Annotated in this window: 25 protein-coding genes; 15 read left to right on the top strand and 10 right to left on the bottom strand. The window is 64.5% G+C overall.

Annotation, left to right across the window (positions count from 1 at the left end; translation table 11 throughout):
- The first annotated feature begins 29 nt into the window (after positions 1-29).
- The 10 genes from RM190_RS01100 (at position 30) to RM190_RS01055 (ending at position 9,918) form a co-directional block, all read left to right on the top strand.
- Positions 30-1,358 (top strand): replication-associated recombination protein A, encoded by a 1,329-nt coding sequence (locus RM190_RS01100; RefSeq protein WP_311757541.1) that lies wholly within the window; start codon positions 30-32, stop codon positions 1,356-1,358.
- Entirely contained in the window at positions 1,355-1,729 is a 375-nt protein-coding gene (gene crcB / locus RM190_RS01095; RefSeq protein ID WP_311757540.1) for a fluoride efflux transporter CrcB, read from the top strand. Before RM190_RS01100 ends, crcB begins: the two co-directional genes overlap by 4 nt.
- On the top strand, positions 1,726-2,772 hold the full coding sequence (locus tag RM190_RS01090) for an RluA family pseudouridine synthase (RefSeq protein ID WP_311757539.1): 1,047 nt from the start codon (positions 1,726-1,728) through the stop codon (positions 2,770-2,772). The genes crcB and RM190_RS01090 overlap by 4 nt, the downstream gene beginning before the upstream one ends.
- Positions 2,769-3,443, top strand: a complete 675-nt coding sequence (locus RM190_RS01085; RefSeq protein WP_311757538.1) for an HAD-IA family hydrolase — start codon at positions 2,769-2,771, stop codon at positions 3,441-3,443. The genes RM190_RS01090 and RM190_RS01085 overlap by 4 nt, the downstream gene beginning before the upstream one ends.
- On the top strand, positions 3,440-4,156 hold the full coding sequence (locus RM190_RS01080; RefSeq protein ID WP_311757537.1) for an ATP12 family chaperone protein: 717 nt from the start codon (positions 3,440-3,442) through the stop codon (positions 4,154-4,156). The genes RM190_RS01085 and RM190_RS01080 overlap by 4 nt, the downstream gene beginning before the upstream one ends.
- Before the next feature lie 155 nt (positions 4,157-4,311).
- Positions 4,312-5,337: an amino acid ABC transporter substrate-binding protein gene (locus RM190_RS01075; RefSeq protein WP_311757536.1), complete on the top strand. Its 1,026-nt coding sequence runs from the start codon at positions 4,312-4,314 to the stop codon at positions 5,335-5,337.
- Positions 5,338-5,440: 103 nt separating this feature from the next.
- The gene (locus tag RM190_RS01070; protein WP_311757535.1) at positions 5,441-6,694 is read left to right on the top strand and encodes an amino acid ABC transporter permease; all 1,254 of its coding nucleotides are present in this window, start codon (positions 5,441-5,443) and stop codon (positions 6,692-6,694) included.
- A 1-nt stretch (position 6,695) separates the two neighbouring features.
- Positions 6,696-8,147, top strand: coding sequence for an amino acid ABC transporter permease (locus RM190_RS01065; protein WP_311757534.1), 1,452 nt, complete (start codon positions 6,696-6,698; stop codon positions 8,145-8,147).
- Between the two features lie 10 nt (positions 8,148-8,157).
- Positions 8,158-8,928 (top strand): amino acid ABC transporter ATP-binding protein, encoded by a 771-nt coding sequence (locus RM190_RS01060; RefSeq protein WP_311757533.1) that lies wholly within the window; start codon positions 8,158-8,160, stop codon positions 8,926-8,928.
- A 147-nt stretch (positions 8,929-9,075) separates the two neighbouring features.
- Positions 9,076-9,918, top strand: a complete 843-nt coding sequence (locus RM190_RS01055; protein WP_311757532.1) for a calcium-binding protein — start codon at positions 9,076-9,078, stop codon at positions 9,916-9,918.
- Between the two features lie 74 nt (positions 9,919-9,992).
- Here RM190_RS01055 and RM190_RS01050 read toward each other — a convergent pair whose 3' ends face one another.
- A complete protein-coding gene (locus RM190_RS01050) occupies positions 9,993-10,853 on the bottom strand; it encodes a D-amino-acid transaminase (protein WP_311757531.1) in 861 nt (286 codons plus the stop codon).
- A gap of 176 nt (positions 10,854-11,029) precedes the next feature.
- Here RM190_RS01050 and RM190_RS01045 point away from each other — a divergent pair, with 176 nt between their 5' ends.
- Positions 11,030-11,986, top strand: coding sequence for an L-malyl-CoA/beta-methylmalyl-CoA lyase (locus RM190_RS01045; RefSeq protein WP_311757530.1), 957 nt, complete (start codon positions 11,030-11,032; stop codon positions 11,984-11,986).
- 200 nt (positions 11,987-12,186) lie between these two features.
- Here the strand turns inward: RM190_RS01045 and RM190_RS01040 are convergent, their stop codons facing one another.
- From RM190_RS01040 to RM190_RS01020, 5 genes are all read right to left on the bottom strand, one after another.
- The gene (locus tag RM190_RS01040; RefSeq protein ID WP_311757529.1) at positions 12,187-12,417 is read right to left on the bottom strand and encodes a hypothetical protein; all 231 of its coding nucleotides are present in this window, start codon (positions 12,415-12,417) and stop codon (positions 12,187-12,189) included.
- Positions 12,418-12,487: 70 nt separating this feature from the next.
- Positions 12,488-14,065 carry an ABC transporter ATP-binding protein gene (locus tag RM190_RS01035; protein WP_311757528.1) on the bottom strand — a complete coding sequence of 526 codons (1,578 nt, stop codon included), beginning with the start codon at positions 14,063-14,065 and terminating at the stop codon, positions 12,488-12,490.
- Positions 14,062-14,874, bottom strand: a complete 813-nt coding sequence (locus RM190_RS01030; protein WP_311757527.1) for an ABC transporter permease — start codon at positions 14,872-14,874, stop codon at positions 14,062-14,064. The genes RM190_RS01035 and RM190_RS01030 overlap by 4 nt, the downstream gene beginning before the upstream one ends.
- Positions 14,871-15,812, bottom strand: a complete 942-nt coding sequence (locus RM190_RS01025; RefSeq protein WP_311757526.1) for an ABC transporter permease — start codon at positions 15,810-15,812, stop codon at positions 14,871-14,873. The genes RM190_RS01030 and RM190_RS01025 overlap by 4 nt, the downstream gene beginning before the upstream one ends.
- A gap of 61 nt (positions 15,813-15,873) precedes the next feature.
- Entirely contained in the window at positions 15,874-17,511 is a 1,638-nt protein-coding gene (locus tag RM190_RS01020; protein WP_311757525.1) for an MFS transporter, read from the bottom strand.
- A 242-nt stretch (positions 17,512-17,753) separates the two neighbouring features.
- Between RM190_RS01020 and RM190_RS01015 the strand changes: the two genes are divergently transcribed.
- Positions 17,754-19,079, top strand: a complete 1,326-nt coding sequence (locus RM190_RS01015) for a D-amino acid dehydrogenase (protein WP_390907802.1) — start codon at positions 17,754-17,756, stop codon at positions 19,077-19,079.
- 251 nt (positions 19,080-19,330) lie between these two features.
- Here RM190_RS01015 and RM190_RS01010 read toward each other — a convergent pair whose 3' ends face one another.
- Positions 19,331-19,591: a GlsB/YeaQ/YmgE family stress response membrane protein gene (locus RM190_RS01010; protein ID WP_311757523.1), complete on the bottom strand. Its 261-nt coding sequence runs from the start codon at positions 19,589-19,591 to the stop codon at positions 19,331-19,333.
- 312 nt (positions 19,592-19,903) lie between these two features.
- Here RM190_RS01010 and RM190_RS01005 point away from each other — a divergent pair, with 312 nt between their 5' ends.
- The 3 genes from RM190_RS01005 to RM190_RS00995 all read left to right on the top strand — a co-directional run bounded on the left by RM190_RS01005 (position 19,904) and on the right by RM190_RS00995 (position 22,320).
- On the top strand, positions 19,904-20,659 hold the full coding sequence (locus tag RM190_RS01005) for a L,D-transpeptidase (RefSeq protein WP_311757522.1): 756 nt from the start codon (positions 19,904-19,906) through the stop codon (positions 20,657-20,659).
- Positions 20,660-20,778: 119 nt separating this feature from the next.
- Complete coding sequence (locus RM190_RS01000; protein ID WP_311757521.1) at positions 20,779-21,309, top strand: hypothetical protein; 531 nt, start codon at positions 20,779-20,781, stop codon at positions 21,307-21,309.
- 96 nt (positions 21,310-21,405) lie between these two features.
- Entirely contained in the window at positions 21,406-22,320 is a 915-nt protein-coding gene (locus RM190_RS00995; protein WP_311757520.1) for a lytic transglycosylase domain-containing protein, read from the top strand.
- A 67-nt stretch (positions 22,321-22,387) separates the two neighbouring features.
- Here RM190_RS00995 and RM190_RS00990 read toward each other — a convergent pair whose 3' ends face one another.
- From RM190_RS00990 to serB, 3 genes are all read right to left on the bottom strand, one after another.
- Positions 22,388-23,860, bottom strand: a complete 1,473-nt coding sequence (locus RM190_RS00990; protein WP_311757519.1) for an ABC transporter substrate-binding protein — start codon at positions 23,858-23,860, stop codon at positions 22,388-22,390.
- Between the two features lie 57 nt (positions 23,861-23,917).
- A complete protein-coding gene (locus tag RM190_RS00985; protein ID WP_311757518.1) occupies positions 23,918-24,610 on the bottom strand; it encodes a CDP-alcohol phosphatidyltransferase family protein in 693 nt (230 codons plus the stop codon).
- Positions 24,611-24,705: 95 nt separating this feature from the next.
- Positions 24,706-25,581, bottom strand: a complete 876-nt coding sequence (gene serB, locus RM190_RS00980; RefSeq protein ID WP_311757517.1) for a phosphoserine phosphatase SerB — start codon at positions 25,579-25,581, stop codon at positions 24,706-24,708.
- Positions 25,582-25,595 lie beyond the last annotated feature (14 nt).

Here is a 25,595-nt window from a genome sequence, read left to right as displayed (position 1 = left end):
TGTCACGGGCGGCGTAACATGCCGCCCCGATGGCAGATCTTTTCGACAATGCGCCGGATGCCGGCGCCCCCGCACCCAATGCGAATCGCCCCCTGGCAGACCGCATCAGGCCTTCCCGCCTGGCGGAGGTCGTGGGCCAGGAAAAAGTTCTGGGGCCCAACGGGCCCTTGGGCGCGATGCTTGGCTCGGGCAGCCTCTCCTCGCTGATCCTGTGGGGGCCGCCGGGCGTGGGCAAGACCACGATCGCGCGGCTGCTGGCGTTGGAGACGGACCTGGCCTTCGTCCAGATTTCGGCCATCTTTTCGGGCGTGCCCGAGCTGCGCAAGGTCTTTGACGCAGCGCGCCTACGCCGCCAGCAGGGTCGCGGCACCCTGCTTTTCGTGGACGAGATCCACCGCTTCAACAAGGCCCAGCAGGACAGCTTCCTGCCGCATATGGAAGACGGCACCATCGTCCTTGTCGGCGCCACCACCGAAAATCCCAGCTTCGAACTGAACGCCGCGCTTTTGTCGCGCGCGCAGGTCATCGTGCTGGAGCGGCTGAGCCTTGCCGATCTGGAACGGCTCGCGCAGCGCGCCGAGCAGGAACTGGGACGCGCCTTGCCCCTGGCCGCCGAAGCGCGTGACCGCCTGCTGGAGATGGCCGATGGCGACGGTCGTGCGGCGCTGAACCTAATCGAGCAGGTGATGGCCTGGAAGGTCGCAGGCAAGCTTGACACCGACCAGTTGTCGCAGCGCCTGATGCGACGGGCCGCGAAATACGACAAGTCGGGGGACGAGCATTACAACCTGATCTCGGCGCTGCACAAATCGGTTCGGGGCAGTGATCCGGATGCAGCCCTTTACTGGTTCTCGCGCATGCTGGAGGGTGGAGAGGATCCGCGCTATCTGGCACGGCGCATCACCCGCATGGCGGTCGAGGATATCGGCCTGGCCGATCCCGCCGCGCAGCGCCATTGCCTGGACGCCTGGGCGCTTTACGAACGTCTGGGCAGTCCCGAGGGGGAGCTGGCGTTGGCGCAGGCCGTCATCTATCTGGCGCTCGCCCCGAAATCGAATGCGGGATATGCCGCCTACAAGGGGGCGCGCGACCTGGCGCGACGCTCGGGCAGCCAGATGCCGCCCGCTCATATCCTGAATGCGCCAACCGGGCTGATGAAGGATCAGGGCTATGGCGCGGGCTATCAATATGACCACGATGCCGAAGATGGCTTCTCGGGGCAGGATTACTTCCCCGAGGGCATGAAACGTCCCGTCCTTTACCTTCCTGTCGAGCGCGGATTCGAACGCGACCTGAAAAAGCGCGTTGAATGGTTCGCCAGCCTCCGTCAAAAGCGACGGACAGAGGGCAAGACATGAAACATGCATTCCTTCAGGTCGCACTGGGTGGCGCCCTGGGGTCGATGGCGCGTTACGGCGTCAACATTCTGGCCGGGCGGATCACCGCCGGCTTTCCGCTGGGCACGCTGACGGTCAACATCGTCGGCTGTTTCGTCATGGGGCTGCTCGCCTCGGTCATCGCGCAGCGCGGGGGGCAGCATTTGGCGCCCCTTCTGCTGACGGGTGTGTTGGGCGGATTCACCACGTTTTCGGCCTTTGCGCTGGATACGCTGGTCCTGTGGGAGCGTGGCGCGACCGTGACCGCCGCAGGCTATGTCCTGGCTTCTGTCCTGATTTCACTTCTGGCGGTCACCGCCGGATTGGCCGTTGGCCGGGGGTTTTTCGTATGAGTGGTGTTCAGACAATCCGTATCGGCGCGGATGAGGGCGACCAGCGCATTGATCGCTGGCTGAAGAAGCGTTTTCCGCAATTGACGCAAGGCGCGGTCGAAAAGATGTGCCGCACCGGTCAGCTTCGCGTCGATGGCGGGCGGGTCAAGGCCAATACCCGGCTTGAGATCGGGCAAGAGGTGCGGGTTCCGCCATTGCCCGATGGCGCGCCGCCCCCGGTTGCGGCGAAGCCGCGCGTGAAGCAGTCCGATGCCGAGATGATCCAGTCCTGCGTGCTCTGGCGCGATGAGCATATCATCGCGCTGAACAAGCCGCCGGGCCTGCCGTCGCAGGGCGGCTCGGGGCAGGGGGACCGGCATGTGGACGGGCTGACCGAGGCGCTGATGTTCGGCTACAAGGACCGCCCGAAGCTGGTCCACCGGCTGGACAAGGACACGTCGGGCGTTCTGCTGCTGGCGCGCACCGACCGGATTGCCCGTTCCCTGTCCGAGGCGTTCCGCCACCGGCTGACGCGCAAGATCTATTGGGCGGCGGTGGCGGGCGTGCCGCATCCGCGCATGGGCTCGATCAAATATGGTCTCGTCAAGGCGCCGGGCCGCGGTCGCATGGGCGAGGGCGAAAAGATGGTCGCGGTCCATCCTTCGGCCGTGGCCGAGACCGAGGGCGCGAAACGCGCCCATACCGATTACGCTGTCCTCTCGGCGCTTGGCGGGCGAGTTTCCTGGGTAGCGATGGTGCCCGTGACCGGGCGGACCCACCAGCTTCGCGCACATATGTCCGAAATGGGGCATCCGATCATCGGTGACGGCAAGTATGGCGGTTCGGGGCAGGAAAACCTTGGCGACGGCTGGGGCGCACAATTGGGCGGCGAAATCAGCCGCAAGCTGCATCTGCATGCCCGCGTGATCCGGTTCGAGCATCCGATCACCAAGAAGCTGATCACGATCACCGCGCCCTTGCCCGACCATATGTCGCGGACCTGGGAAACGCTGGGCTGGCATGAAAGCGACGTTCCCGAGGATCCGTTCGAGGACGTGCAATGAAGCTGGTCCTGTTCGACGTCGACGGCACGCTGGTCAACAGCCAGCACGAGATCGCTCATGCCATGAACCAGGGTCTGCACGCCGCCGGTCTGCCCGAGATGGAGCCGGCCGAGATCCTGTCGATCGTGGGTCTGTCCCTTCCGATCGCGGTGGCGCGGCTGCTGCCCGGAGCCTCGGCCGAGATGCATGAACGTGTCGTCCTCGGCTATCGCGAGGCTTTTGCAACGGCGCGGGCCAATGGCGCGGTGCCGCCGCTTTATCCCGGCGCGCTGGATTGTCTGGACGCGCTGGCCTCGCTGGACCATGTGCTGCTGGGCATTGCGACCGGCAAGCCGATGCGCGGGCTGACCGCGCTGCTTGAGGCGCACGGGCTGACCGGACGCTTCTTTACGCGACAGACGGCGGACGGGCACCCATCGAAGCCGCATCCGGCAATGCTGGAAAGTGCGCTGTTCGATGCCGGGCTGGGGCCCGAGGATGCCGTGATGGTGGGGGACACGGTCTTCGACATCGAAATGGCCCGCGCCGCAGGCATGACCGCGTTTGGCGTAGACTGGGGCTATCACCCGACGGCGGACCTGCACGCGGCGGGTGCGGCGCTGGTCGCGCTGGATTATCCCTCGCTGACGCAGGCCCTGATGGATTGGGCAAAGCTGGAGCACGCGGCATGAGCGGGGAATGGAAAGCCCGGCGGTTCTGGACGTCCTCGCAGCTGCGCGAGGCCGCGGACGGGTTTGAAATCACGCTGGACGGACGCCCCGTCCGCACACCGGGCAAACTGGCGCTGATCCTGCCGACCGCCGCGCTGGCACAGGCGATTGCCGCGGAATGGGACGCGCAGGACGAGATCATCGACCCGAACACAATGCCGTTGACCCGCGCCGCCAACTCTGCGGTTGAGCGCGTGACCCCGCAGTTCGAGGCGGTGGCGAACATGCTGGCCGAATATGGCGGGACCGACCTTCTGTCCTATCGCGCCGAGGCGCCCGAGGCGCTGATCCGCGCCCAGGCCGAAGGCTGGGATCCGCTGATCGACTGGGCCGCGACCGAGCTGCGCGCCCCGCTGCGCATCACCCACGGTGTTCTGCCGGTGCCGCAGGACGACGCGAGCCTGCTGAAATTGCGGGCAGAGGTCATGGCGCTGGATGCTTACGGCCTGACCGCGCTGCACGATCTGGTCACGCTTCCGGGGTCGCTGATCTTGGGATTGGCGGTTTTGCGCGGCCGCCTGGATGCCGAATCCTCGCACGCTTTGGCCCGAATTGATGAGGAATATCAGGCAGAAAACTGGGGCCGCGACGAAGAGGCGGACGAGGCCGCGGCGGCGCGACTGGCGCAGATGAAGAACGCTGAGCGCTTCTGGCTTCTCAGCAGAACCGCCTGACACAACCTCCCTAATTCTTGACGCAGGGAACTTCATTGGCACAATGCCGCTTATAGGGGCAGTGGACCTGCCCCTTGGCTCAAGCGGGCTAGCCTACGGCCCCAGCTTCCCAACGGCCCGCGTCAAGGGTCGGAAGACCAACAGAGAGGAACCCCATGAAGAAATCTGCACTCTTCGGCTCTGTCACCGCCTTCGCCTTGATGGCGACGGGTGCCATTGCCGCTGAAGGCGACACGCTGAAAGAGGTCAAAGCCCGCGGCGTGCTCAACTGTGGCGTGAATACCGGCCTTGTCGGTTTTGCCGCCCCGGATGCCAATGGCAACTGGTCCGGCTTCGACGTGGCCTTCTGCAAGGCCGTGGCCGCCGCCGTTCTGGGCGATGCGACCAAGGTGAAATATGTGCCCACGACCGGCCAGACGCGCTTTACCGCGCTCAGCTCGGGCGAGGTCGATCTTCTGGCCCGGAACTCGACCTGGACCTTCCAGCGCGACACCGACCTGAAGCTCGATTTCATCGGCGTGAACTATTACGATGGCCAGGGCTTCATGGTTCGCAAGGACCTGGGCGTCAGCTCGGCCAAGGAACTGGAAGGCGCGACGATCTGCATCCAGACCGGCACCACGACGGAACTGAACCTGGCCGATTACTTCAAGGCCAACAACATGACCTATCAGCCGGTCAACATCGATTCGAACGCCGAGGGCGAGCAGCAATACATGGCTGGCGCCTGCGATGCCTATACCACCGATGCCTCGGGGCTGGCGGCGACCCGGGCGGCCTTCGCCGATCCGGAAAACCACATCATCCTGCCCGAGATCATCTCGAAGGAACCGCTGGGACCGGCGGTTCGCCACGGCGACAACAACTGGGGCGACATCGCGCGCTGGACGCTTTACGCGCTGATCGCGGCCGAGGAATACGGCGTCACCTCGGCCAATATCGACGAGCTGTCGAAATCCTCGCAGAACCCGGAAGTCCAGCGCCTGCTGGGCGCCTCGGACGATCTGGGCAAGATGCTGGGGCTTGATGCCGAATGGGCCAAGCGCGCGATCAAGGCGCAGGGCAACTATGGCGAGATCTTTGCCGCGACCATCGGCGAGCAGACTCCGATCGGCCTGGCGCGCGGCCTGAACGCGCAATGGACCCAGGGCGGGCTGATGTACGCGATGCCCTTCCGCTAAGCGCAAAAGATACGAACGGGCGGGGTAAAACCCCGCCCGTTTCGCCACGTGCCGGCAAGAACATGGGCAAAAGACCCGACCGCCGGCCAACAGGGGATACAATATGGTAGATTATCCAGGCGCGGCCAGTCCGCCTTTCCGCCTGTCGATGCTGATTTACGATCGGCGCTATCGTTCGCTGACGATCCAGGCCGTCGTGTTCATCCTGGTCATGCTGATGGCCAGCTGGCTTATCGACAACACGCTGAAGAACCTTGCCATTATCGGCAAGACGCTCAGTTTCGACTTTCTGTTTCGGCGCGCGGGATATGACATCCCCCAGCAGCTGATCCCCTATAACTCCGACGACACCCACCTGCGGGCGACCATCGTCGGGCTGCTGAACACGCTGCAGGTCTCGATCCTGGGCTGCATCTCGGCGACCATCCTTGGCGTGATCGTGGGCGTGCTGCGGCTTTCCTCGAACTGGCTGATCGCGCGGCTGATGACCGTTTACGTCGAGGTCTTCCGCAACATCCCGCTGCTGCTGTGGATCCTGGTCATCCTTGCGATCTTTACCGAGATCATGCCGGCGCCAAGGGATTACCGTGGCGAGAATCCGGCGGCCAACATGATCCTGTTCGATCTGATCGCGCCCACGAACCGCTATACCGCGGTCCCCGGAATCGGCATGTCGAACCCCCCCGGCATCATCGCGCTGGGACGAGAGGGGATCAGCTGGGCCTTCATCGCCTATGCGACCGTGCTGGTGCTGGCCATCATCGGTCATCGCATCCTGCGCAAATGGGCGCGGCGGGTGCAGGACCGGACCGGGCGACGCCCGACGACCTGGTGGATCACGCTGGCGATGTACCTGCTGCCAGTGCTGCTGCTGACCTGGCATTTCGGGCTGCATTTGATCCCGCCGGTGCTGCGCGGCTTCAACTTTGCCGATGGAATCAACCTCGACAACGCCTTCGTGGTCCTGTGGATCGCGCTGACGTTGTATACGGGGGCCTTCATCGCCGAGATCGTGCGCGGCGGCATCCTGGCCGTCAGCCGCGGTCAGACCGAGGCAGCCTTTGCCCTTGGACTGCGTCCCGGCCGCACGATGAGCCTGGTGATCCTGCCTCAGGCGCTGCGGGTGATCGTCCCGCCTTTGATCTCGCAATATCTGAACCTGACCAAAAACAGCTCGCTGGCCATCGCGGTCGGCTTCATGGACCTGCGCGGCACATTGGGCGGGACGACGCTGAACCAGACCGGCCGCGAGATGGAGTGCATGTTGCTGATGATGGGCATCTATCTGATCCTCAGCCTGATCATCTCGGGCGGCATGAACGTCTTCAACAGCCGCGTCAAACTGAGGGAGCGGTAAGATGAGCGATTCCCAACCCGACGCCGCGGCCTTCGTGCGTGAGACAATGCTGCCGCCAGAGCCACCCCCGCTGCGCAGTACCGGGGTGCTGCCCTGGCTGCGCCAGAACCTGTTCTCGGGGCCGCTGAACATTGCGCTGACATTGCTGGGACTTGGCATCCTGTGGCTGGTCTTCAGCACGCTTTGGCCGTGGCTGTCCCACGCTGTCTGGAACGCCAACAGCATGGCCGAGTGCCGCAAGATCGTCGCCGCGACCCACGGTCCCGATGCCTCGGGCGCGTGCTTCGCGATCATCAAGCATCGCTGGAACCAGTTCGTCTTCGGCTTCTATCCGGTCGATCTGTACTGGCGGCCGGTGCTGGCCTTCGGCACGCTGTTCCTTGCGCTGGCACCGGTGCTGTTTTCGGAAAACCGCAAGGCGCGCTGGATCGTGACCGGGCTTGCGCTGTTTCTGACGGTCCTGATCTCAATGGTGCTGGGGGCCAAGGGGCATGAGCTGGGCGCGATGACCCTGCTGATGCTGGCCTGGATCGTCCTGATCGAGCGCCAGCCCGGCTGGGCGTTGCTGGCCAGCCTGATCTATCCCTTCCTGGCGGTCTGGCTGCTGTGGGGGGGCACGATCTGGGGACCTGTCGTTGCGCTGGCAGGCTTTGCGGTCGGCTTCATCGTCTGGCAGCTTCTGGCACGGTTCGGCATGTTCGCCTTTGCCGCCGCCGTGGTCGCGGCCGCGCTGTGGTGGCTGCTTCTGTCGGACTATGTCATGCGCGGACTTGCGGCGGTCCTGCCCTTGCGGCTGGTGCCGGTGTCCTCGGACCTGTTCGGGGGCTTCGTCCTGTCGATCACCATCGGGGTCTCGGGCATCGCGCTGTCGCTGCCGCTGGGGGTCATCCTGGCGCTGGCGCGGCGGTCCGATCTGCCGGTGGTCAAGATGATGGCGGTGATCTTCATCGAGTTCATCCGCGGCGTGCCCCTGATCGCGCTGCTGTTCGTGGCCTCGCTGCTGTTGAACTATTTCCTGCCGCCGGGCACGAATTTCGACATCATCCTGCGGGTCATCATCATGGTCACGCTGTTCGCCTCGGCCTATATGGCCGAAGTGATCCGCGGTGGGCTGGCGGCGCTGCCCAAGGGGCAATACGAGGCCGCGGACGCGCTGGGTCTGGATTACTGGAAGGCGCAGCGCCTGATCATCCTGCCGCAGGCGCTGAAGATCTCGATCCCCGGCATCGTCTCGACCTTCATCGGCATGTTCAAGGACACGACGCTGGTCACCTTCGTCGGGCTGTTCGACCCGCTGAAGGCGATGTCCGACACCATCCGCGCGAGCTTCGAATGGAAGGGCGCCTATTGGGAGCCCTATATCTTCGTGGGCTCGATCTTCTTCATCCTCTGCTTCGGCATGTCGCGTTACTCCATGTATCTGGAACGCCGCCTGAAGCGCGATCACCGCTGAGGAGCATCGCATGGCAACAGAACCGCAGACCCAGCAGCGCCTTGGCGAGGCCGCGATCTCGATCTCGAAGCTGAACAAATGGTATGGGACCTTCCACGTGCTGCGCGATATCGACCTGACCGTTGGCCGGGGCGAGCGGATCGTGATCGCCGGCCCCTCGGGGTCGGGAAAATCGACGCTGATCCGTTGCATCAACCGGCTTGAGGAACATCAGGCCGGACGCATCATCGTGGACGGGACCGAACTGACCAACGATCTGAAGAACATCGACAAGGTCCGGTCCGAGGTCGGGATGGTCTTTCAGCATTTCAATCTGTTCCCGCATCTGACCATCCTGGAAAACTGCACGCTGGCCCCGATCTGGGTGCGCAAGGTGCCAAGGAAGCAGGCCGAGGAAACGGCGATGCAATTCCTGGAAAAGGTCAAGATCCCGGAACAGGCGCTGAAATATCCCGGCCAGCTTTCGGGCGGGCAGCAGCAGCGCGTGGCGATCGCGCGATCCCTGTGCATGAAGCCCCGGATCATGCTGTTCGACGAGCCCACCAGCGCCCTTGACCCCGAGATGATCAAGGAGGTTCTGGACACGATGATCGAGCTGGCCGAGGACGGCATGACCATGCTGTGCGTCACCCACGAGATGGGCTTCGCGCAGGCCGTCGCCCACCGCGTGATCTTCATGGACCAGGGCCAGATCGTCGAGCAGAACAGCCCGACCGAGTTCTTCAACAACCCGCAAAGCGAAAGGACGAAGCTGTTTCTCAGCCAGATCCTGGGGCATTGAACCGGCAGGCAAGGGGCGTCTTGTGGCGCCCCTTGCCTGCCAATGGGCGGCACCGGGATATCACACAGCTGCGTGTTCGTTCTCTGGCAGGTTGCCGGATGGGAAGCGCCCGGTTTATCTTGCCGGCCAAGAGAGTGGAGTGGGCGGATGAATCAGACCCTTTTGTTGTTGCTGGGCCTTTTGGGCGTTGTCGGAATCGGTTCGCTCGTGTCGAGCAATGACGATGACGAGGGGCCGGATGCACCTTCCGACGATCCCTTTGGCGGGCGTGAGGTGACCGAGGGCACCGACGAAGCGGATACGATGATCGGGACCGACGGGGACGACGCGATCCAGTCCTATGACGGTGACGATTCGGTTTCGGGCGGGGCAGGGGACGACCTCATCTGGACCGGCTATGGCGAGGATACCGTGACCGCCGATGCCGGGGACGATGAAATCTATCTCGGCTATGACGACGACCATTATGGCGCCTATGACCTGGGTGCCGATGAGGGCAATGACACCATCGACGGCAGCTATGGCGATGACACCATCATCACCAATTACGGCAATCATTCGATCACCGGCGGCGAAGGTGACGACCGGATCGAGGATCACGGCGGCACTGTCTATATCGATGGCGAGGAAGATGACGACCTGATCCTGTCGCCCGATGCCTCGGATCCGGATGCGCCCGACACGCTGCTGGGCGGCGATGGCAATGACACCATCCACGCCGGTGCGAATGATATCGTCGATCCGGGCGAGGGTTCGGATCATATCGTGCTGCGCAGCGATGCCGGGGGTGCAGCGAATGTGACCTATGGCAGCTCTGACAGCATCACCGTGACCCTGACCGAGGATTACGACGGTGCCGCAGAATACGAGCTGGAACAGGATGGCGAGAACGTCAACCTGATCGTCAATGGCGAGGTTCTGGCCGTGCTGCGCGATACCGATGTCGACAGCGTCGGCAATATCTCTCTTGTGCGTGAGAACGCCGCCTGACGGCAGGACAGCCGAAAAGGCAAAGGAAAAGGGCGCGCCGGTAACGGTCGCGCCCTTCGTCATGTCCGGGGGGATCAGATCGCGGATTTCAGCGATTCTTCAAGGTAAAGCTCGCGCAGGCGGGTTGCGACGGGGCCCGGCGTGCCCGTGCCGACCTTGGCGCCGTCGACTTCGACCACTGGCAGCACGAAGGCCGAGGCCGAGGTAAAGAACGCCTCATCCGCCTGTTTCGCCTCTTCGATGGTGAAGGGGCGTTCCTCGATCTGCATCTGGGCTTCCGCGGCATAGCGCAGCAGCGACCCGCGGGTAATGCCGTGCAGGATGTCGGTAGACAGGTCGCGCGTGATGATCTTGCCGTCCTTGACGATATAGGTGTTGTTCGAGGTGCCTTCGGTGACGAAGCCGTCCTCGACCAGCCAGGCGTCATCGGCGCCCTGCTTCTTCGCCTCCATTTTGGCGAGCGAGGGGTAAAGCAGCTGCACCGTCTTGATGTCACGCCGCGCCCAGCGAAGGTCCGGGACCGAGATCACGCGCATCCCGGTCTTTGCGACCGGGTTGTCGGCAAGGCCGGGTTTCGCCTGAGTGAACAGCACCACGGTCTGGGGCGTGCCTTCGGGCGGAAAGGCAAAGTCGCGATCGCCCGGATTGCCGCGCGTCACCTGCAGATAGATCATGCCGTCCCGAACGTCGTTCAGTTCCAGCAGCTTGCGGTGGATCGCCAGCCATTCGTCGTCCGACAGGGGATTGCCCATGCCCAGTTCCGAAAGCGAGCGGGTCAGCCGCTTCAGATGGCCCGGAAAGTCCAGCAGCTTGCCCTGAAGCACGCTGGTCACTTCATAGACGCCGTCGGCCATGACGAATCCACGATCGAAGATCGAGACCTTGGCCTCGGCTTCCGGCAGGTATTCGCCATTCAGATAGACGGTGCGGGTCATCTTCATCTCCTCAATTTGCCCAGCGGCTTGATGTCGCGGTCCTGCGCCTAAAGCGCGCAGGGGTCAAGCCGGACAAAACTCGGAACGATGCAGGTGCAGAATAGGCTTGATGCAGGCGCAGCAATTATCTATCACTTTGCCGATAAGGTTTGAAACATCATTGCTGACGGGGTGATATGTCCTTTCGCATCCAACCTGCACCGCCCGCCCGGCCGAACCGCTGCCAGCTTTTCGGTCCCGGATCGCGCCCCGCCTTGTTCGAGAAAATGGCTGCCTCGGCAGCGGACGTGATCAACCTTGATCTTGAGGATTCGGTCGCGCCCGATGACAAGGCCCAGGCCCGGCGCAACATCATCGAGGCGATCGGGGACGTGGACTGGGGCAGCAAGACCCTGTCCGTGCGCATCAACGCGCTCGACACGCCCTTCTGGTATCGCGACGTCGTGGACCTGCTTGAGAACGCGTCCGAGCGGCTGGACCAGATCATGATCCCCAAGGTCGGCAATGCCGCCGACATCTATGCCGTCGATGCGCTCGTGACCGCGGTCGAGGCGGCCAGAGGGCGCACGAAGCGTATCGGGTTCGAGGTCATCATCGAATCCGCCGCCGGCATCTCGCATGTCGAGGAGATTGCCGCCGCGTCTCCACGCTTGCAGGCGATCAGCCTGGGGGCAGCGGATTTCGCAGCCAGCATGGGCATGGCAACCACCGGCATCGGGGGGACGCAAGAAAACTACTACATGCTGCACGAAGGGCAAAAGCACTGGTCGGATCCCTGGCATTGGGCGCAGGCGGCGATCGTGGCGGCCTGCCGCACGCATGGCATCCTGCCCGTGGACGGTCCCTTCGGCGATTTCAGCGATGATGACGGGTTCCGCGCGCAGGCTCTGCGCTCTGCCACGCTGGGCATGGTCGGGAAATGGGCGATCCACCCCCGGCAGGTCGCGCTGGCGAACGAGGTGTTCACGCCCAGCGAAAAGGTGGTGGCCGAGGCGCGCGAGATTCTGGTCGCGATGGACGAAGCCCGGAAAACCGGTGCCGGTGCCACTGTATACAAGGGTAGACTGGTTGACATCGCGTCAATTCGTCAGGCACAAATGATCGTGCGGCAGGCGGAGCTGATCAACGCCTAGGCCACAACGGAATACCTGGGCGACCATTCGGGGAGGCTTGGTCGCCATGAAGGGGGAGGAGCAGCAGGCCTCGCGGCAAGCGGGGCCTGTTGTTTTTTTCAGTCCTGGGTAAACTCGTCAGCGCTGTCCGTTCAAATATATGACAAAATTGCGACAGATGGGCGGGGTAGCCCGATGATGGGCCCGTGCCCCGGCTGTCGTCAGTCGCGCTGAAGGCGGGTTCGGGCGCGCGTGCTGCGCGGGTCCGGGGTCCGGTTTCGGGGGGCCAGGACGGGAATAGGTGATTCGGCCACCGCGGGAATCACCCGCGTGGCATCATGTCCAACAAGCCCGGCCTGCGCGGAAAGCGAGGCGGAAATCAATTTCTCGGCGGCGGATTCGGTCCTGCCCATGATCGGTGCCGAAACGGCGCGCTTGCTCGTAACGCTCATGCCCGAGCTCCTGTTCCTTCGAAGTCCGCAGCAGGTAAGGACTAAGTCCGGATTCCGCAACCCGGCGTGCCTAGACTCGCGCGGTTTTGTCGCAGGTCCGGGGCAGGCGCGGCGTCGCCGCAAGCAATTCGCGCGTATAGGGATGCTCCGGCGTATCGAATACGCGCGCGGTCGGACCGCATTCGACGATCTTCCCCTCGCGCATGATCAGCACGCGGTCGGTGACCTGACGCACCACGGACAGGTCGTGGCTGATGAACAGATAGGCCAGCCCGTGACGCACCCGCAGCCGGGCCAGAAGCTCCAGCACCTGTGCACGCACGCGGACGTCCAGCGCGCTGACCGCCTCGTCCAGCACGATCAGGCTGGGCCGGATGATCAGGGCGCGGGCCAGCGCGATTCTTTGCCGCTGGCCGCCCGAAAATTCGTGGATATGCCGGCGCATCGCATCGCCGGTAATGCCGACATCGTAAAGCGCCTCGGCCACGCGGTCGCGCCAGTCCGGGGGCCGACCGGTCAGGTGGAACGGCTCGGCCACCAGATGTTCGACGCGCCAGCGCGGATCGAAGCTGCCGAAGGGATCCTGAAAAACTGCCTGGATGCGCGCGCGCAGCGGGCGCGGCATCCGGCCATCGGCGCGGACCTGCTGGCCGTTCAGCGTGATTTGCCCGGCCTGAATAGGATCTAGGCCCAGGATTGCGCGGGTCAGGGTCGACTTGCCGCAGCCGGATTCGCCGACGAGACCCACGGCCTCGCGTTCACGGATGGCAAGGCTGACATCGTCGAGTGCGCGCACGCGGTCACGCTGGTGGCGCGCGGGATAGGTCCGCACCAGGTTTTCGACCTTCAGCAGAACCGGCGCGTCGGGATCGGTCAGAACCAGTCGGGGCCGGTAATCGGCGGCCGCCAGCAATTCGCGGGTATAGCCATGCGCGGGACGGGCAAAAATGCGGTTGGCCGGTGCCTGTTCGACCACGATGCCGCGCTGCATGACCGCGACCTGATCGGCCAGGCCAGCCACGACGGACAGGTCGTGGGTGATCAGCAGAAGCGACATTCCTTCGTCCCGGACCAGCCCTTTGAGCAAATCGAAGATCTGGGCCTGGGTCGTCACGTCCAGCGCGGTCGTCGGTTCGTCCGCGATCAGCAGGTCGGGCCGTTCCGCGATGGCCAAGGCAATGGCGACACGCTGCCTTTGCCCGCCGGACAGCTCGTGCGGGTAAAGCGACAGGGGAAAGCGGTCGGCGGACAGACCCACCCGGTCCAGGCGTTCCCGCGCGCGTTGCAGCGCATCGCGGCGGGACATGCCGCCATGCTGGCGCAGCACCTCGGCCACCTGATCGCCAATTGTCATTAGCGGGTTCAGCGCCGTCATCGGCTCCTGAAAGATCATGCCGATGCGCTTGCCGCGGATGCGGCACATCTGGCGTTCGGGCAAGGGCAACAGGTTGGTTCCGTCCAGATCCACCCGCCCCTCGGCCTTCATCCCTTCGGGCAGCAGGCCGATGATCGCAAGCGCGGTCAGCGATTTGCCCGAGCCGCTTTCGCCGACCAGCGCGGTGATCTGTCCCGGCTCAAGTCGCAGGCTCACGCCATGCAGCAGCTGCAGGCCGCCCAGCGTGACGTTCAGTTCGCCGACCTCGATCATCGGGTGCCGCGCAATCTGGGATCCAGCGCATCGCGCAACCCGTCGCCCAGAAGGTTCAGCCCCAGCACCGTCAGCACGATGGCAAGGCCCGGCACGATCGCCACATGCGGCGCAAGCGAGATCATCGTCTGCGCATCGGCCAGCATCCGGCCCCAGCTGGGCGTCGGAGGCTGCGCGCCCAGCCCGACATAGGACAGGCCCGCCTCGGCCAGGATGCCAAGGCTGAACTGGATGGTGCCCTGCACGATCAGCACGCTGGCGACATTGGGCAGGATATGCTGCAGGCTGATCCGCGCCGTGCCCTTGCCCGCCACCCGCGCCGCACGGGGGTAATCCAGCGTCCAAAGCGGCAGCGCCGAGCCACGCGTGACGCGGGCAAAGACCGGGATATTGAAGATGCCGATCGCGATGATCGCGTTCAGAGCCGAAGGCCCCAGTGCCGCAGTGATCAGGATCGCGATGACCAGGCTGGGAAAGGCAAAGATCAGGTCGTTGCCGCGCATGATGATCTCATCCAGCCAGCTGCCGGGGCGCGCTGCGGCGGTCAGCCCCAGCGGCACGCCCAGTCCCATGCCGATTCCGACCGCGACCAGCGCGACCGCGATCGAGGTGCGCGCGCCCACCATGATCATCGACATCATGTCCCGGCCCAGATGGTCGGTTCCCAGCCAATGCGCGGCCGAGGGCGGTTGCAGCTTGGCGGCGACGTCCAGTTGCAGCACATCGCCCGGCGTCCACAGGAAGGAAAGACCCGCCATCAGGACCGCCAGCCCCGCCAGTAACGCGCCCAGGATCAGGGACAATCTCATTTGCGGCGCAACCTTGGATCCACGGCGGCATAGGCCAGGTCGACCAGGAAGGTGACAAGAATGACCGCCGCGACCAGCACCAGCACCGCGCCCTGCACGACGATCAGGTCGCGCTGGGTGATCGCCTGAAAGATCAGCCGCCCCAGGCCGGGCAGATAGAACACGTTCTCGATGATGATGGCCCCGGCCAGAAGGAACGAGAATTGCATTCCCAGGATCGTCAGCACCGGGATCAACGCGTTGCGCAGCGCGTGGCGGCGCAGCGCCTGTCCCCGGCTCAGCCCCTTGGCGCGCGCGGTGCGGATGTAATCCTGCCCCATCGTCTCGACCAGGGCCGAGCGCAGGACGCGCGCAAGGATCGCCGCCTGCGGCAAGGCCAGCGCGATCGATGGCAGGATCAGCGCCTTCAGCGCCGCCACGGGATGTCCCCAGCCCGGAAATCCGCCTGCGGGCAGCAGCCGCAGCCGGACCGCGAACAGCAGGACCAGCAGCATCGCGAACCAGAAATTCGGCAGCGAGATGCCGATCTGCGTGATCCCCATCGTCACGCCGTCCCCGGCGCGACCCTGGCGCGACGCCGCGAACAGCCCGACGGGCAGCGCAATTACGACTGACAGCGCCAGTGCGATCAGTGCAAGCGGCAGCGAGACCTGCAACCGATCCAGGATCATCCCGGCCACCGGCGTCTTGTAGGTGAAGCTGTGGCCCAGATCGCCGGTCAGCACGCCGCCCAGCCAATGGGCATAGCGCAGCGCCCAGGGCAGGTCCAAACCCAGTTGGTCACGCAAGGCGGCCACGGTTTCGGGCTGCGCGCCGGTTCCCAGCATGAAGCTGGCCGGATCGCCCGGCACCAGTTCGACCACCCCGAAAATCGCCGCCGAGGCCACAGCAAGGCTGAGGCACAGGACGATCATGCGGCGAAGGACAAAGCGGTGCATGCCGCGAAACTAAACGGCGTCCGGGATTCGGTAAAGCCTTCCGCTGCAACGGCTTCCTTGGCTATTGAGGCAATTCCAGCTTGCCGATCAGGGGCAGGTCGTCGCTGGCGTCCACGCTGTGCCGTTCGATCATGCGGTGCACCACGGGCGGGGTATCGCCTCGATGCATCTTGTGCAGCGCCTCATAGCTTTCGAAATCGGCCTTGGTGCGGCGCAGGTTGTGGCGGACATATTCGTCCCAGGTCGCGATGTGATAGCTTTCCGACCATTGCTCGGGATGTTCCAGATCGCGCAGCAGCGCCCAGTTTCGCGCCCCGTCCCGGCGCCGGATGTCGCGTCTCCGCGCCATCAGCTTCAAGAAGTCGGGCACGTCCTTCTGGTCGATTTGATAGTCGATCAGAACCATGATCGGCCCCGACCGACCGCGCAGGTCCAGCTTCAGCTTCGGCTCTCGGAAGCTGTTCACGGGGTCCAGGTCGAGCGTGCCGAATTCCGGCTGACGGAACCAGTAGCCCACGACGGCCCCGAACAGCAGGGGGATCGCCGCACAGGCCAGCGCGACATTGATACCTTGATTGGATGCGATCTCGCCCCAGACCCAGCTGCCAAGCGCCATGCCGCCGAAGGTCGCCGTCTGGTAAAGCGCCAATGCGCGGGCCACGACCCAGCGCGGCGTCGAAAGCTGGACCGAGACGTTGAAAAGCGAAAGGGCAAGCACCCAGCTTGCCCCTGCGGGCAGCATGGCCAGCGCATGCAGCCAGACGGGCTGCGTCAATGCCAGCACCAGCGCCGCGATGGCGAAACCGACAAAGGCGAGGCGGACTATGCTTTCATTGCTGAAACGGTCGCGGATGCGCGGGTTGAGAACCGCGCCGATAATCGCACCCAGCCCGTAGCAGCCCAGAAGCAGGCCGAAAAGCAGCGATCCGCCCTCGGGGTGCTGCTTCGCCACAAGGGGCAGCAGGGCAAGGATCGCGATGGCCGCGAAGCCGAACAGTGCCCCACGCGACAGCACCCGCATGAGATTTGGCGACAGCGCGACATAGCGCAATCCGGCGCCAACTGCCGAGAGGAAGGGTTCGCGCGAGATCAGCCGCTCGGGCGTCCGGGGGTGCCATCTGAGAAGCGCGCCCAAAAGCGGGATATAGCTTGCAGCGTTCACGGCAAAGGCGGCCGCCGCGCCAAAGGCCGCGGTGATGATGCCGCCCACGGCAGGTCCCACGCTGCGCATCATGTTGAACCCGACCGAGTTCAGCGTCACCGCCGCGGGCAGATCCTCGCGCGGGACAAGATCGCCCATGCTGGCCTGCCAGGGTGGGTTGTACAGCGCCTGTCCGACACCGATCAGGAAGGTCAGCGAAAGCAGCAGCAGCGGCGTCATCAGGCCCTGCCAGGTCAGCACCGCGAGCACCAACGAGACGCTGGCCATGAACAGCTGCGCCCCCAGCAGCAGGGTCCGGCGGTCGAAATTGTCCGCAAGCGCGCCCGAGGCGAGCGCGAACAGCATGATCGGCAGTGTGTTCGAGGCCTGTACCAGCGCGATCAGCGTTGGCGAATCGGTCAGTTGGGTCATCATCCAGGCGGCGCCGACGGATTGCACCAGCCCCCCGAAGTTCGAGATCAGCGTCGCTGACCAAAGAAGGCGGAAATCGCCGTGGCGGAAGGGTGCAAATGCGCTTTTTTGGGTCTGTGCGGGCATGGGCCGGTGTTACCTGTGCTTCGCGCCACAGCTTAGGCAGGGTGCCGGGGGGCGGCAACTCCCGCCGGGCGATCATCGGCGAGTTTCCCCCATGCCATTCTGGGCATATCATCCGCCTATTTGAAGAATAGGCGCAGATTTAACCGGGAACGCGCAAAAATTTCGAATAAACATGCGCGAATCTGGTATGGAACGGCCAAGATCGGGATTTCATTTCCGGGCGCTGCGCTAGTCTTTGCGCAATCTCTTCTCAAAGGCGCACGAAGATGAAGGTCATTGTTCTTGGAGCAGGCGTAATCGGGGTCACCTCGGCTTGGTATCTGGCCAAGGCGGGTCATGAGGTGACGGTCATCGACCGCCAGCCCGGGCCCGCGCTGGAAACCAGCTTCGCCAATGCGGGCGAGATTTCGCCCGGCTATTCCTCGCCCTGGGCGGCGCCGGGAATTCCGCTCAAGGCGCTGAAATGGATGTTCCAGCGCCACGCGCCGCTGGTCCTGCAGCCGCGGCTGGACATGCAGCGGCTGGGCTGGATGGCAAAGATGCTGGCGAACTGCACCAGCGCCGCCTATGCCGTGAACAAAAGCCGCATGGTCCGCATCGCCGAATACAGCCGCGATTGCCTGGACGACCTGCGCGCCGAAACCGGCATCCGTTTCGACGAGCGCAGTCAGGGCACGCTGCAGGTCTTTCGCAAGCAGGAGCAGATGGATGGCGCCAGCAAGGATATCGAGGTCCTGAAGGCCGACGGCGTCCCGTTCGAGGTTCTGGACCGCGCTGGCTGCGTCGCGGCGGAACCGGGGCTTGCCTCCTCGGCCGACCGGATCGTGGGCGGGCTGCGCCTGCCGGGCGACCAGACCGGCGACTGCTTCAAGTTCACCAACAACCTGACCCGCATGGCCGAGGCGCTGGGCGTGACCTTCCGCTGGGGCGTCTCGATCGACGCGCTTGAGGCCGAGGGTGGCCGGATCACGGGCGTTCGCACCGACAAGGGTCGCCTGACTGCGGACCGCTATGTGCTGGCGCTTGGGCCGCATTCGCCGCAGCTTGTCCGGCACCTGGGGCTGAAGCTGCCGATCTATCCGCTCAAGGGGTATTCGCTGACCATCCCGATCGAGGATGAGGGCCGCGCCCCGGTTTCGACCGTCATGGACGAAACCTACAAGGTTGCGATCACCCGTCTTGGCGACCGCATCCGTGTGGGCGGCCTGGCCGAGATCGCGGGCTATGACCTCAGCCTGAACGATCGGCGCCGCGCAACCCTGACGAAGTCGGTAACCGAGCTGTTCGGCGGCGCCGGAGACCCGGCCAAGGCCGAGTTCTGGACCGGTCTGCGGCCGATGACGCCGGATGGCACGCCCATCGTCGGTGCGACGCCGATCCCGAACCTTTACCTGAACACCGGTCACGGCACGTTGGGCTGGACCATGTCGGCAGGGTCGGGCCGGGTGCTGGCGGACCTGATTTCAGGACGTGGCCCCGAGATCGAGGCGGACGACCTGGGCTATGCCCGCTACGTCAAAGGCACGAAAAGCCGGGAATCGGGCAAGCTCAGCCCCGCCAACGCCTGAAACGGGGGCACGGGACGGTCAACGATTGTCCGGCCCGGTGCGTGCCGCATGCATGCAACATGTGCAGGCCGATCGCGATCATGAAACATGGCGATCGGCTGACGGATGCGACGCAATCGGTCAAGCCCCGAGTGGCGCCTCGACGCCATTTGCGGTGATGCAACGCGCTGCAACGGACATTGCCCCTCCGGGCCGGGCATCGGAGGGGCGCTGTTCGTCGGCCTCCTCCCGAGGGAGGAGGCCTGGCGCCCTCAAGCGCGTCTGATCAGTCGCAGGATCACCAGCAGGATCACCGCGCCGATGGTGGCGAAGATGATCGAGCCGAGGATCGGACTGGCTATGCTCATTCCAAGGCCAAGCGCGGGGAACAGGAAGCTGGCGATGATCGCGCCGACGATGCCGACGACGATATTGGTCAGCAGGTCTTGTCCATGCCCCTTGACGATCAGCCCTGCGAGCCAGCCGGCGATTGCGCCGATCAGCAACGTGATGATTAAGGCCGTGACAGTCATCTTTGGGTCCCTTGTCGTTCCGACCGGCGATTTTGCGTCGCGCGGTTGGCGTAACAACGGGCTTTCCCGCGCATGGTTCCATCGGAATTCAGGAAAGGGCCGTAACACCGTCTTTTCCAAGCCATTCGGCAACAGTTCCGGTTTGATTCCCCTGATCACAAAGGCTTGCCCTTGACGCATTACGCCCGCAGAGGATTTTTGTAGTTAGCGCGAGTCGCAGCCGCCTCTGCTCGGTGGCTTCCGCGATTTGACGACTTGAATGCTGCCTTGGCTGCGAGCCTGTACGCAGCCGCGTTACAAAGGGAAACTCAGATGCGACTAGCCTCGCTGATGCTGGCGATGGGGCTTGGCCTTGCTGCCTGTGCGCCCACGACCCCGACCGGCACTACCTCTTCCGTGGGTTCCGGCGTTTATGGTGCCCGCACCGATAGCGGCCCGGGGGGAGAACCGATCGAGATCCACGCCGTCCGCAATGCCTATCTGACCGAGCGTAACACGCGCCAGCGCGTTGCCTATAACGGACCCGAAGCGCCCGGGACCATCGTGGTCGATCCCTATGCACGCTTCCTGTATCACGTGATCGCGCCGGGCGAGGCGATGCGCTATGGCGTGGCCGTGGGCCAGGCGGGCAAGAACTTCGCCGGCAATGCCACCATCAACCGCAAGCAGGCATGGCCCAGCTGGACGCCGACGTCGAACATGGTCCGCACCATGCCCGACCTTTACGGCCCGCTGCGCAACGGCCTGCCGGGCGGTATCGATAACCCGCTGGGGTCGCGCGCCTTCTATCTCTACAAGGGTGGGCGCGACACGCTGTACCGCATCCACGGCACGATGGACCCGTCGTCGATCGGAAAGGCGACTTCGGCTGGCTGCATCCGCATGTTCAACCAGGATGTCATGGACCTGTTCGGCGAAATCCCGACCGGAACCCATGTTAAGGTTCGTTCGCGGGGCGAAAGCGAACAGCTTGAAGGGCCGCTGGTCCAAATGCCGAACGGCTATCTTGAACCCGCGACGCCGACCGTGACCACCGCATCCGCGACGGCCGACACGCCCAAGCCGTAACGGTCCCGGCCGATCGGCAGCTTTGCACCCCGCCCCGAAAGGGCGGGGTATTTTTTGTGGCGAAGCCCCGAAGGTCATGGCAGTTTGCGGCAGGCAGGAACGACAGGAAGGAGCCTGGAATGGCCCGGAATCCCGAAGACAGCGTGACCCATTCCCGCGATCTGGACGAGATGGTCGAACAGACCCAGCCCGCCGCCCTGCGCGCGCTTGAAAACCGGGCGCTTGCTGCGTTGCTGCGCGACCTGCGCATGATGAAGGCGCAGGAAACCGACGTCGGGATGCAAAAGGCCCTGGCCCAGGCGATCCGTCGCGCCGCGGCGGAAAAGCGCGAAAGAAGCGTCGAGCAGGAAGACACGGCCCCCGCGGCCGAGGCGCCACCCGTCGAGGCCAAGCCCGGCAAGGCCGAGCGCGCCGAAGCCAAGCTCCGCAAGGAGGCAGAGCGGGCCGAGAAGAAGCGCGTGAAGGCCGCCGAACGGGAAGAACGCAAGACCGCGAAGGCCCTTGAACGCGCGCAGATCAAGGCCGAGAAACTGGCTTTGAAGGAACAGAGCCTGCCCCCCGGCAAAAAGGCCAAGCTGAAGAAAGAGGCTCGCAAGGACGGCAAGCCCGGCAAGGGGGCCAAGGCGGACAAGGCCGCAAAGACACAGTGACGCCATCCTTTGCAGCGTCGATGGCCCAAGACCCGTTTCCAGCGGGTCGGGGAATTGCTATTGCCCAAACGCAGCGTTCTTGCGAGTAGACCGCCTATGCGTCGTCTGGTTCTTGGGTTCCTGGCCGTTCTGGCCCTGTCCCCCGCGTCCGCCTATGAGGCGGTTGATGCGGTTCATGGTGAGCGCGCCCCGCGCAGCGTCTCGCCGAAATCGCGCTGCACCGATGACGGGCGCTATTGCATCTCGGTCGCGAATTACATTCCCGATGTCTGCACGGTGATCGAACGTGCGGCCGGACAGAATGGGCTGGACCCGCATTTTTTCGCCCGTCTCCTGTGGAAGGAAAGCCTGTTCGAGCCGGGCGCCGTCAGTCCGGTGGGCGCGATGGGGATCGCGCAGTTCATGCCCGGCACCGCCGAGATGGTCGGGCTGGACGATCCGTTCAACCCAGCCAAGGCGATCGCGGCCTCGGCCCGTTACCTGCGGTCGCTGACGGACGGGTTTGGCAATGTCGGGCTGGCCGCGGTGGCCTATAACGGCGGCGAGAACCGCGCGGCGCGCTTCATCTCGGAAGGCGGTGGCCTGCCGTGGGAGACGCAGGATTACGTCCAGGCGATTACCGGCCTGACCGCCGTCAGCTGGCGCGACAGCCCCGCGCAGAAGACGGACCTGCGGTTGGACAAGGAACGTCCCTTCCTGGCCGCCTGTGTCGATCTGGCCGCAAGCCGCAAGCTGCGTGAGTTCCGCACGCCCGAACATCCCTGGCCCTGGGGCGTGATCGTGGCCACCCATGTCAGCCAGTCGGGCGTCACGAACCAGGTCTCGCGCCTGAACAAGACGCTGCGCCCGATCCTGGGGGGCAAGCGCGTCAGCTATGTGCGGCGCAAGGTCTCGGGCGGGCCGCGCAAGGTCTATACGGCCCAGATCGGCTACTCCTCGAAGACCGAGGCATTTGCCTTCTGCACCCGCCTGCGCACCTTCGGGGGGCGCTGCATCGTCCTGAAGAACTGAAACGGCGCCGCCCGGGGGCAGCGCCGCATGGGTATTTGAAAAACGGTGAAGATGCGGTGGGCGCGACCTATTCGCCCCAGCGCACCTGGCTCAGGTCGTTCGCGGGCATGGGGGCGTTTTCCCACAGACCCTGGATTTCGGCCTTGGCGACGCCGATCTTCGGCAACTGGAAGATAAAGGCATTGGCATAATCCCGGGCGATGATCTCTTGCGCCTGCTTGAGCAGGGCAGAGCGCTGGGCCGGATCGGTCGCGGCATCAAGCTGGGTCATCATGTCGTTGAAGGCGGGGTTGCTGTAGTTGAAGTAATACCCCTTGCGCCCATAGATGCCGATATCCATCGGCTCGACATGGCTGATGATGGTCAGGTCGTAATCGGCGTTCTTGAACACCTGTTCGAGCCATTGGGCCCATTCCATGTTGGTGATCTGGGTCTGGATGCCCACCGCACGCAGTTCGGCCGCGACAATTTCTCCACCGCGGCGCGCATAGGGGGTGGGGGGAAGCGCCAGCCGCAGGGTCAGATCCTTGACGCCTGCCTCGGCAAGAAGCGCGCGAGAGCGTTCGGGATCGAACTGCGAAAGCTCGGTCAGGTCCGTGTAATCGGGGTTATGCGGCGCGAAATGGGTGCCGATCGGCGTGCCATAGCCGAACATGGCACCGTCGATGATCTCTTTCCGATTCAGGGCATGGGCGATCGCCTCGCGCACTTTGACATCGGCCAGCGCGGGGTTCTTGTGGTTCATGGCCAGGATCGTCTCGCCCTCGGTGGTGCCGACCAGGACCTTGAAGCGGGGATCGGCCTGAAGCTGGGCCAGCGTCTCAGGCGCGGGATAGATCGGGAAGGCGTCGAGATCACCGGCCATCATCGCCGCGAAGGCGGCCGAGGGATCGGGGATGAAGCGGAAGGTGGCCGAGGTCAGCGCGGGTTTTTCGCCCCAATAGGCATCGTTCGCGACCAGCGTGATGTGGTCGCCCTGCGCCCATTCGCCAAAGCGGAACGGGCCGGTGCCGACGGGGTGCGTGGCGATGTCGGCGATGCTGTCCTGATCGACCATGACCGCATCGCCCCAGGCCATCTTGTAGGGGAAGCCGCCGTCCGGGGCCTTCAGCGTCACGCGGACGGTTTGCGGATCCACCGCCTCGACCTTGTCGATGCCTTCGAACAGGGTCTTTTGCGCATTGGTGCTGTCGGGCGCCCGCGCGCGGTCCAGCGAAAAGATCACGTCCTGTGCGTCGAACGCGGTGCCGTCATGGAAGGTGACGCCGGGCCGCAGATGGAACAGATAAGCTTTGCCGCCATCCTCGGCGTCCCAGCCCGAGGCGAGGCCCGGGATGACGCTGCCATCCGGCGCGATGCGGGTCAGACCCTCGAAGATATTGGCATAGACGACCTCGTCGATGGCAGCCGCCGCGCCCCCGGTCGGGTCGAGATTTGGCGGCTCAAGCACCATGCCCAGCGTGATCGCGTCCTGCGCGGCCAGCGCGGGCGTCGCGGTCAATGCGGCCAAAGCCGCGGCCTGCAAGAATTTCCTGGGCATGTTTCCTCCGGTCCCGGCTCGCGTCGGGGCCAGCTTTTCAGCCAAAATCGGAAAGGATCAAGCCCGCTTCTCGGTCAGTTGCTGCAGGAAGCCCGCGCAGGTCAGCCAGATCGAGGTCACAAGCAGGCCCCAGCGCGCAAAGCTTTCCGAGTGGAAGTCGACCAGCACCGCCCAGACCGCGAAGGCGACCCATGCCGCCGTCACCGGCAGCGAGATCGCGCGCCAACGCCTGGTCCGGACGGGGTGGATGAACTTGACGTTCGTGAACATCGTGAAGGTCAGCGCGACCACGACGAACAGGATCACCCAGAAATTCGGCTTCAGCGCGAACAGCACCAGCACGACCATGTTCCAGCAGGCCGGAAAGCCGGCAAAGGAATAGTCCTTGGTCTTCATCCGCGTGTCCGCGAAATAGATCACGCTGCCATAGGTGATGGCGATGATCGCGATCCAGCCGGTCCAGCCCGGCAGCAGGCCAGACATGAACAGCGCATAGGCCGGGATGAACACATAGGTCAGATAGTCGATGATGAGGTCCATCAGGACCCCGTCATAGGTCGGCCAGTTGACCTTGACGTTGTAGCGTCGCGCCAGCGGGCCATCGACGCCGTCGACGATCAGGGCGATGACGAGCCAGAAGAACATCTGCGACCATTCGGCGCTGACGGCAGCCAGCAGCGCCAGCATCGACAGCACGGCGCCGGTGGCAGTCAGCAGGTGGACGGACAGGGCTTTGAAGCGGAGTTTCATGTCTTGCTTCTGTCACCGATGCGCCAAGTTCGCAAGTTCGTGAAGGCGGAAGGCATGCCGAATATGCCCGGATGACGCCGGGGAAGCGCGGCTGCCTAGGCCACGAACTCTTCGATCGCATAGCCCTGCAGATACAGCAGCGCGGTCAGGTCGGCGTGGTTGATGCGCAGGTCGACCTCGGCCGCGACGACGGGCTTGGCGTGCAGTGCGACCCCCGTTCCGGCACGTTTCAGCATGCCGAGGTCATTCGCCCCGTCTCCGACGGCAATGGCATCCGCCGGGGTCAGCCCGCGGAAGGCGGTGATTTCCTCAAGTGCCTCGACCTTGGCCTCGCGGCCAAGGACGGGCAGGGCGACGGTGCCCAGAAGCACGCCCTGATCGGCCAAAAGCTCATTCGCGCGATGTTCGTCAAAGCCGAGCGCCGCGGCAACCGGGCCGGTAAAGACCGTGAATCCGCCCGAGACCAGCGCCGTATAGGCACCCTGCGCCCGCATCGTCGCGACCAGTTCCTTGCCGCCGGGGGCAAGGGTGATGCGGCTGTCCAGCACCTCGCCAATCGCCGATTCGGAAAGTCCGGACAGCAGGCCGACGCGGGCGACCAGCGCCTCGTGAAAGTTCAGTTCGCCATTCATGGCGCGGGCGGTGATCGCGGCGACGCGCTCGCCAACGCCCGCGAAATCGGCCAGCTCGTCAATGCATTCCTGCTGGATCATGGTCGAATCCATGTCGGCCAGCAGCACCGACTTGCGCCGCCCCGCGGTCGGCTGGATGGCAAGGTCGAAGCCTTTTTCCTGAAGGCTTTCCCAAACCTGCCAGAAATCCGCGGGCGGGGTCTCGACCGGAAATTCCGCAGCGATTCCGTGGTTCAGCCAGATCGTGTGCCCGCCCTGCCAGTCGCGGCGCAGCTGGTCGAGCAGCTCGGGGCGAAGGTCGGCTCGTTTCGGGGCGGCAAGGACGGTGACGGTGAACATCGGTGGGCTCCGGG

Source organism: Paracoccus broussonetiae (genome assembly GCF_031854425.1).
GTDB classification, from domain to species: Bacteria; Pseudomonadota; Alphaproteobacteria; order Rhodobacterales; family Rhodobacteraceae; genus Paracoccus; species Paracoccus broussonetiae.
The sequence above is the reverse complement of the archived record's forward strand: the minus strand, read 5'-3'. Positions and strand labels throughout refer to the sequence as shown.

Bases quoted from the DNA above. Each gene is read 5' to 3' on its own strand.
- RM190_RS00985 (WP_311757518.1), bottom strand. From the start codon at position 24,610: ATGAAACTCCGCTTCAAAGCCCTGTCCGTCCACCTGCTGACTGCCACC.
- RM190_RS01030 (WP_311757527.1), bottom strand. From the start codon at position 14,874: ATGAGATTGTCCCTGATCCTGGGCGCGTTACTGGCGGGGCTGGCGGTC.
- RM190_RS00995 (WP_311757520.1), top strand. From the start codon at position 21,406: ATGCGTCGTCTGGTTCTTGGGTTCCTGGCCGTTCTGGCCCTGTCCCCC.
- RM190_RS00990 (WP_311757519.1), bottom strand. From the start codon at position 23,860: ATGCCCAGGAAATTCTTGCAGGCCGCGGCTTTGGCCGCATTGACCGCG.
- RM190_RS01080 (WP_311757537.1), top strand. From the start codon at position 3,440: ATGAGCGGGGAATGGAAAGCCCGGCGGTTCTGGACGTCCTCGCAGCTG.
- RM190_RS01085 (WP_311757538.1), top strand. From the start codon at position 2,769: ATGAAGCTGGTCCTGTTCGACGTCGACGGCACGCTGGTCAACAGCCAG.
- RM190_RS01045 (WP_311757530.1), top strand. From the start codon at position 11,030: ATGTCCTTTCGCATCCAACCTGCACCGCCCGCCCGGCCGAACCGCTGC.
- RM190_RS01100 (WP_311757541.1), top strand. From the start codon at position 30: ATGGCAGATCTTTTCGACAATGCGCCGGATGCCGGCGCCCCCGCACCC.
- RM190_RS01010 (WP_311757523.1), bottom strand. From the start codon at position 19,591: ATGACTGTCACGGCCTTAATCATCACGTTGCTGATCGGCGCAATCGCC.
- crcB (WP_311757540.1), top strand. From the start codon at position 1,355: ATGAAACATGCATTCCTTCAGGTCGCACTGGGTGGCGCCCTGGGGTCG.
- RM190_RS01090 (WP_311757539.1), top strand. From the start codon at position 1,726: ATGAGTGGTGTTCAGACAATCCGTATCGGCGCGGATGAGGGCGACCAG.
- RM190_RS01005 (WP_311757522.1), top strand. From the start codon at position 19,904: ATGCGACTAGCCTCGCTGATGCTGGCGATGGGGCTTGGCCTTGCTGCC.
- RM190_RS01075 (WP_311757536.1), top strand. From the start codon at position 4,312: ATGAAGAAATCTGCACTCTTCGGCTCTGTCACCGCCTTCGCCTTGATG.
- RM190_RS01050 (WP_311757531.1), bottom strand. From the start codon at position 10,853: ATGACCCGCACCGTCTATCTGAATGGCGAATACCTGCCGGAAGCCGAG.
- RM190_RS01065 (WP_311757534.1), top strand. From the start codon at position 6,696: ATGAGCGATTCCCAACCCGACGCCGCGGCCTTCGTGCGTGAGACAATG.
- serB (WP_311757517.1), bottom strand. From the start codon at position 25,581: ATGTTCACCGTCACCGTCCTTGCCGCCCCGAAACGAGCCGACCTTCGC.
- RM190_RS01000 (WP_311757521.1), top strand. From the start codon at position 20,779: ATGGCCCGGAATCCCGAAGACAGCGTGACCCATTCCCGCGATCTGGAC.
- RM190_RS01060 (WP_311757533.1), top strand. From the start codon at position 8,158: ATGGCAACAGAACCGCAGACCCAGCAGCGCCTTGGCGAGGCCGCGATC.
- RM190_RS01020 (WP_311757525.1), bottom strand. From the start codon at position 17,511: ATGCCCGCACAGACCCAAAAAAGCGCATTTGCACCCTTCCGCCACGGC.
- RM190_RS01040 (WP_311757529.1), bottom strand. From the start codon at position 12,417: ATGAGCGTTACGAGCAAGCGCGCCGTTTCGGCACCGATCATGGGCAGG.
- RM190_RS01055 (WP_311757532.1), top strand. From the start codon at position 9,076: ATGAATCAGACCCTTTTGTTGTTGCTGGGCCTTTTGGGCGTTGTCGGA.
- RM190_RS01070 (WP_311757535.1), top strand. From the start codon at position 5,441: ATGGTAGATTATCCAGGCGCGGCCAGTCCGCCTTTCCGCCTGTCGATG.
- RM190_RS01035 (WP_311757528.1), bottom strand. From the start codon at position 14,065: ATGATCGAGGTCGGCGAACTGAACGTCACGCTGGGCGGCCTGCAGCTG.
- RM190_RS01025 (WP_311757526.1), bottom strand. From the start codon at position 15,812: ATGCACCGCTTTGTCCTTCGCCGCATGATCGTCCTGTGCCTCAGCCTT.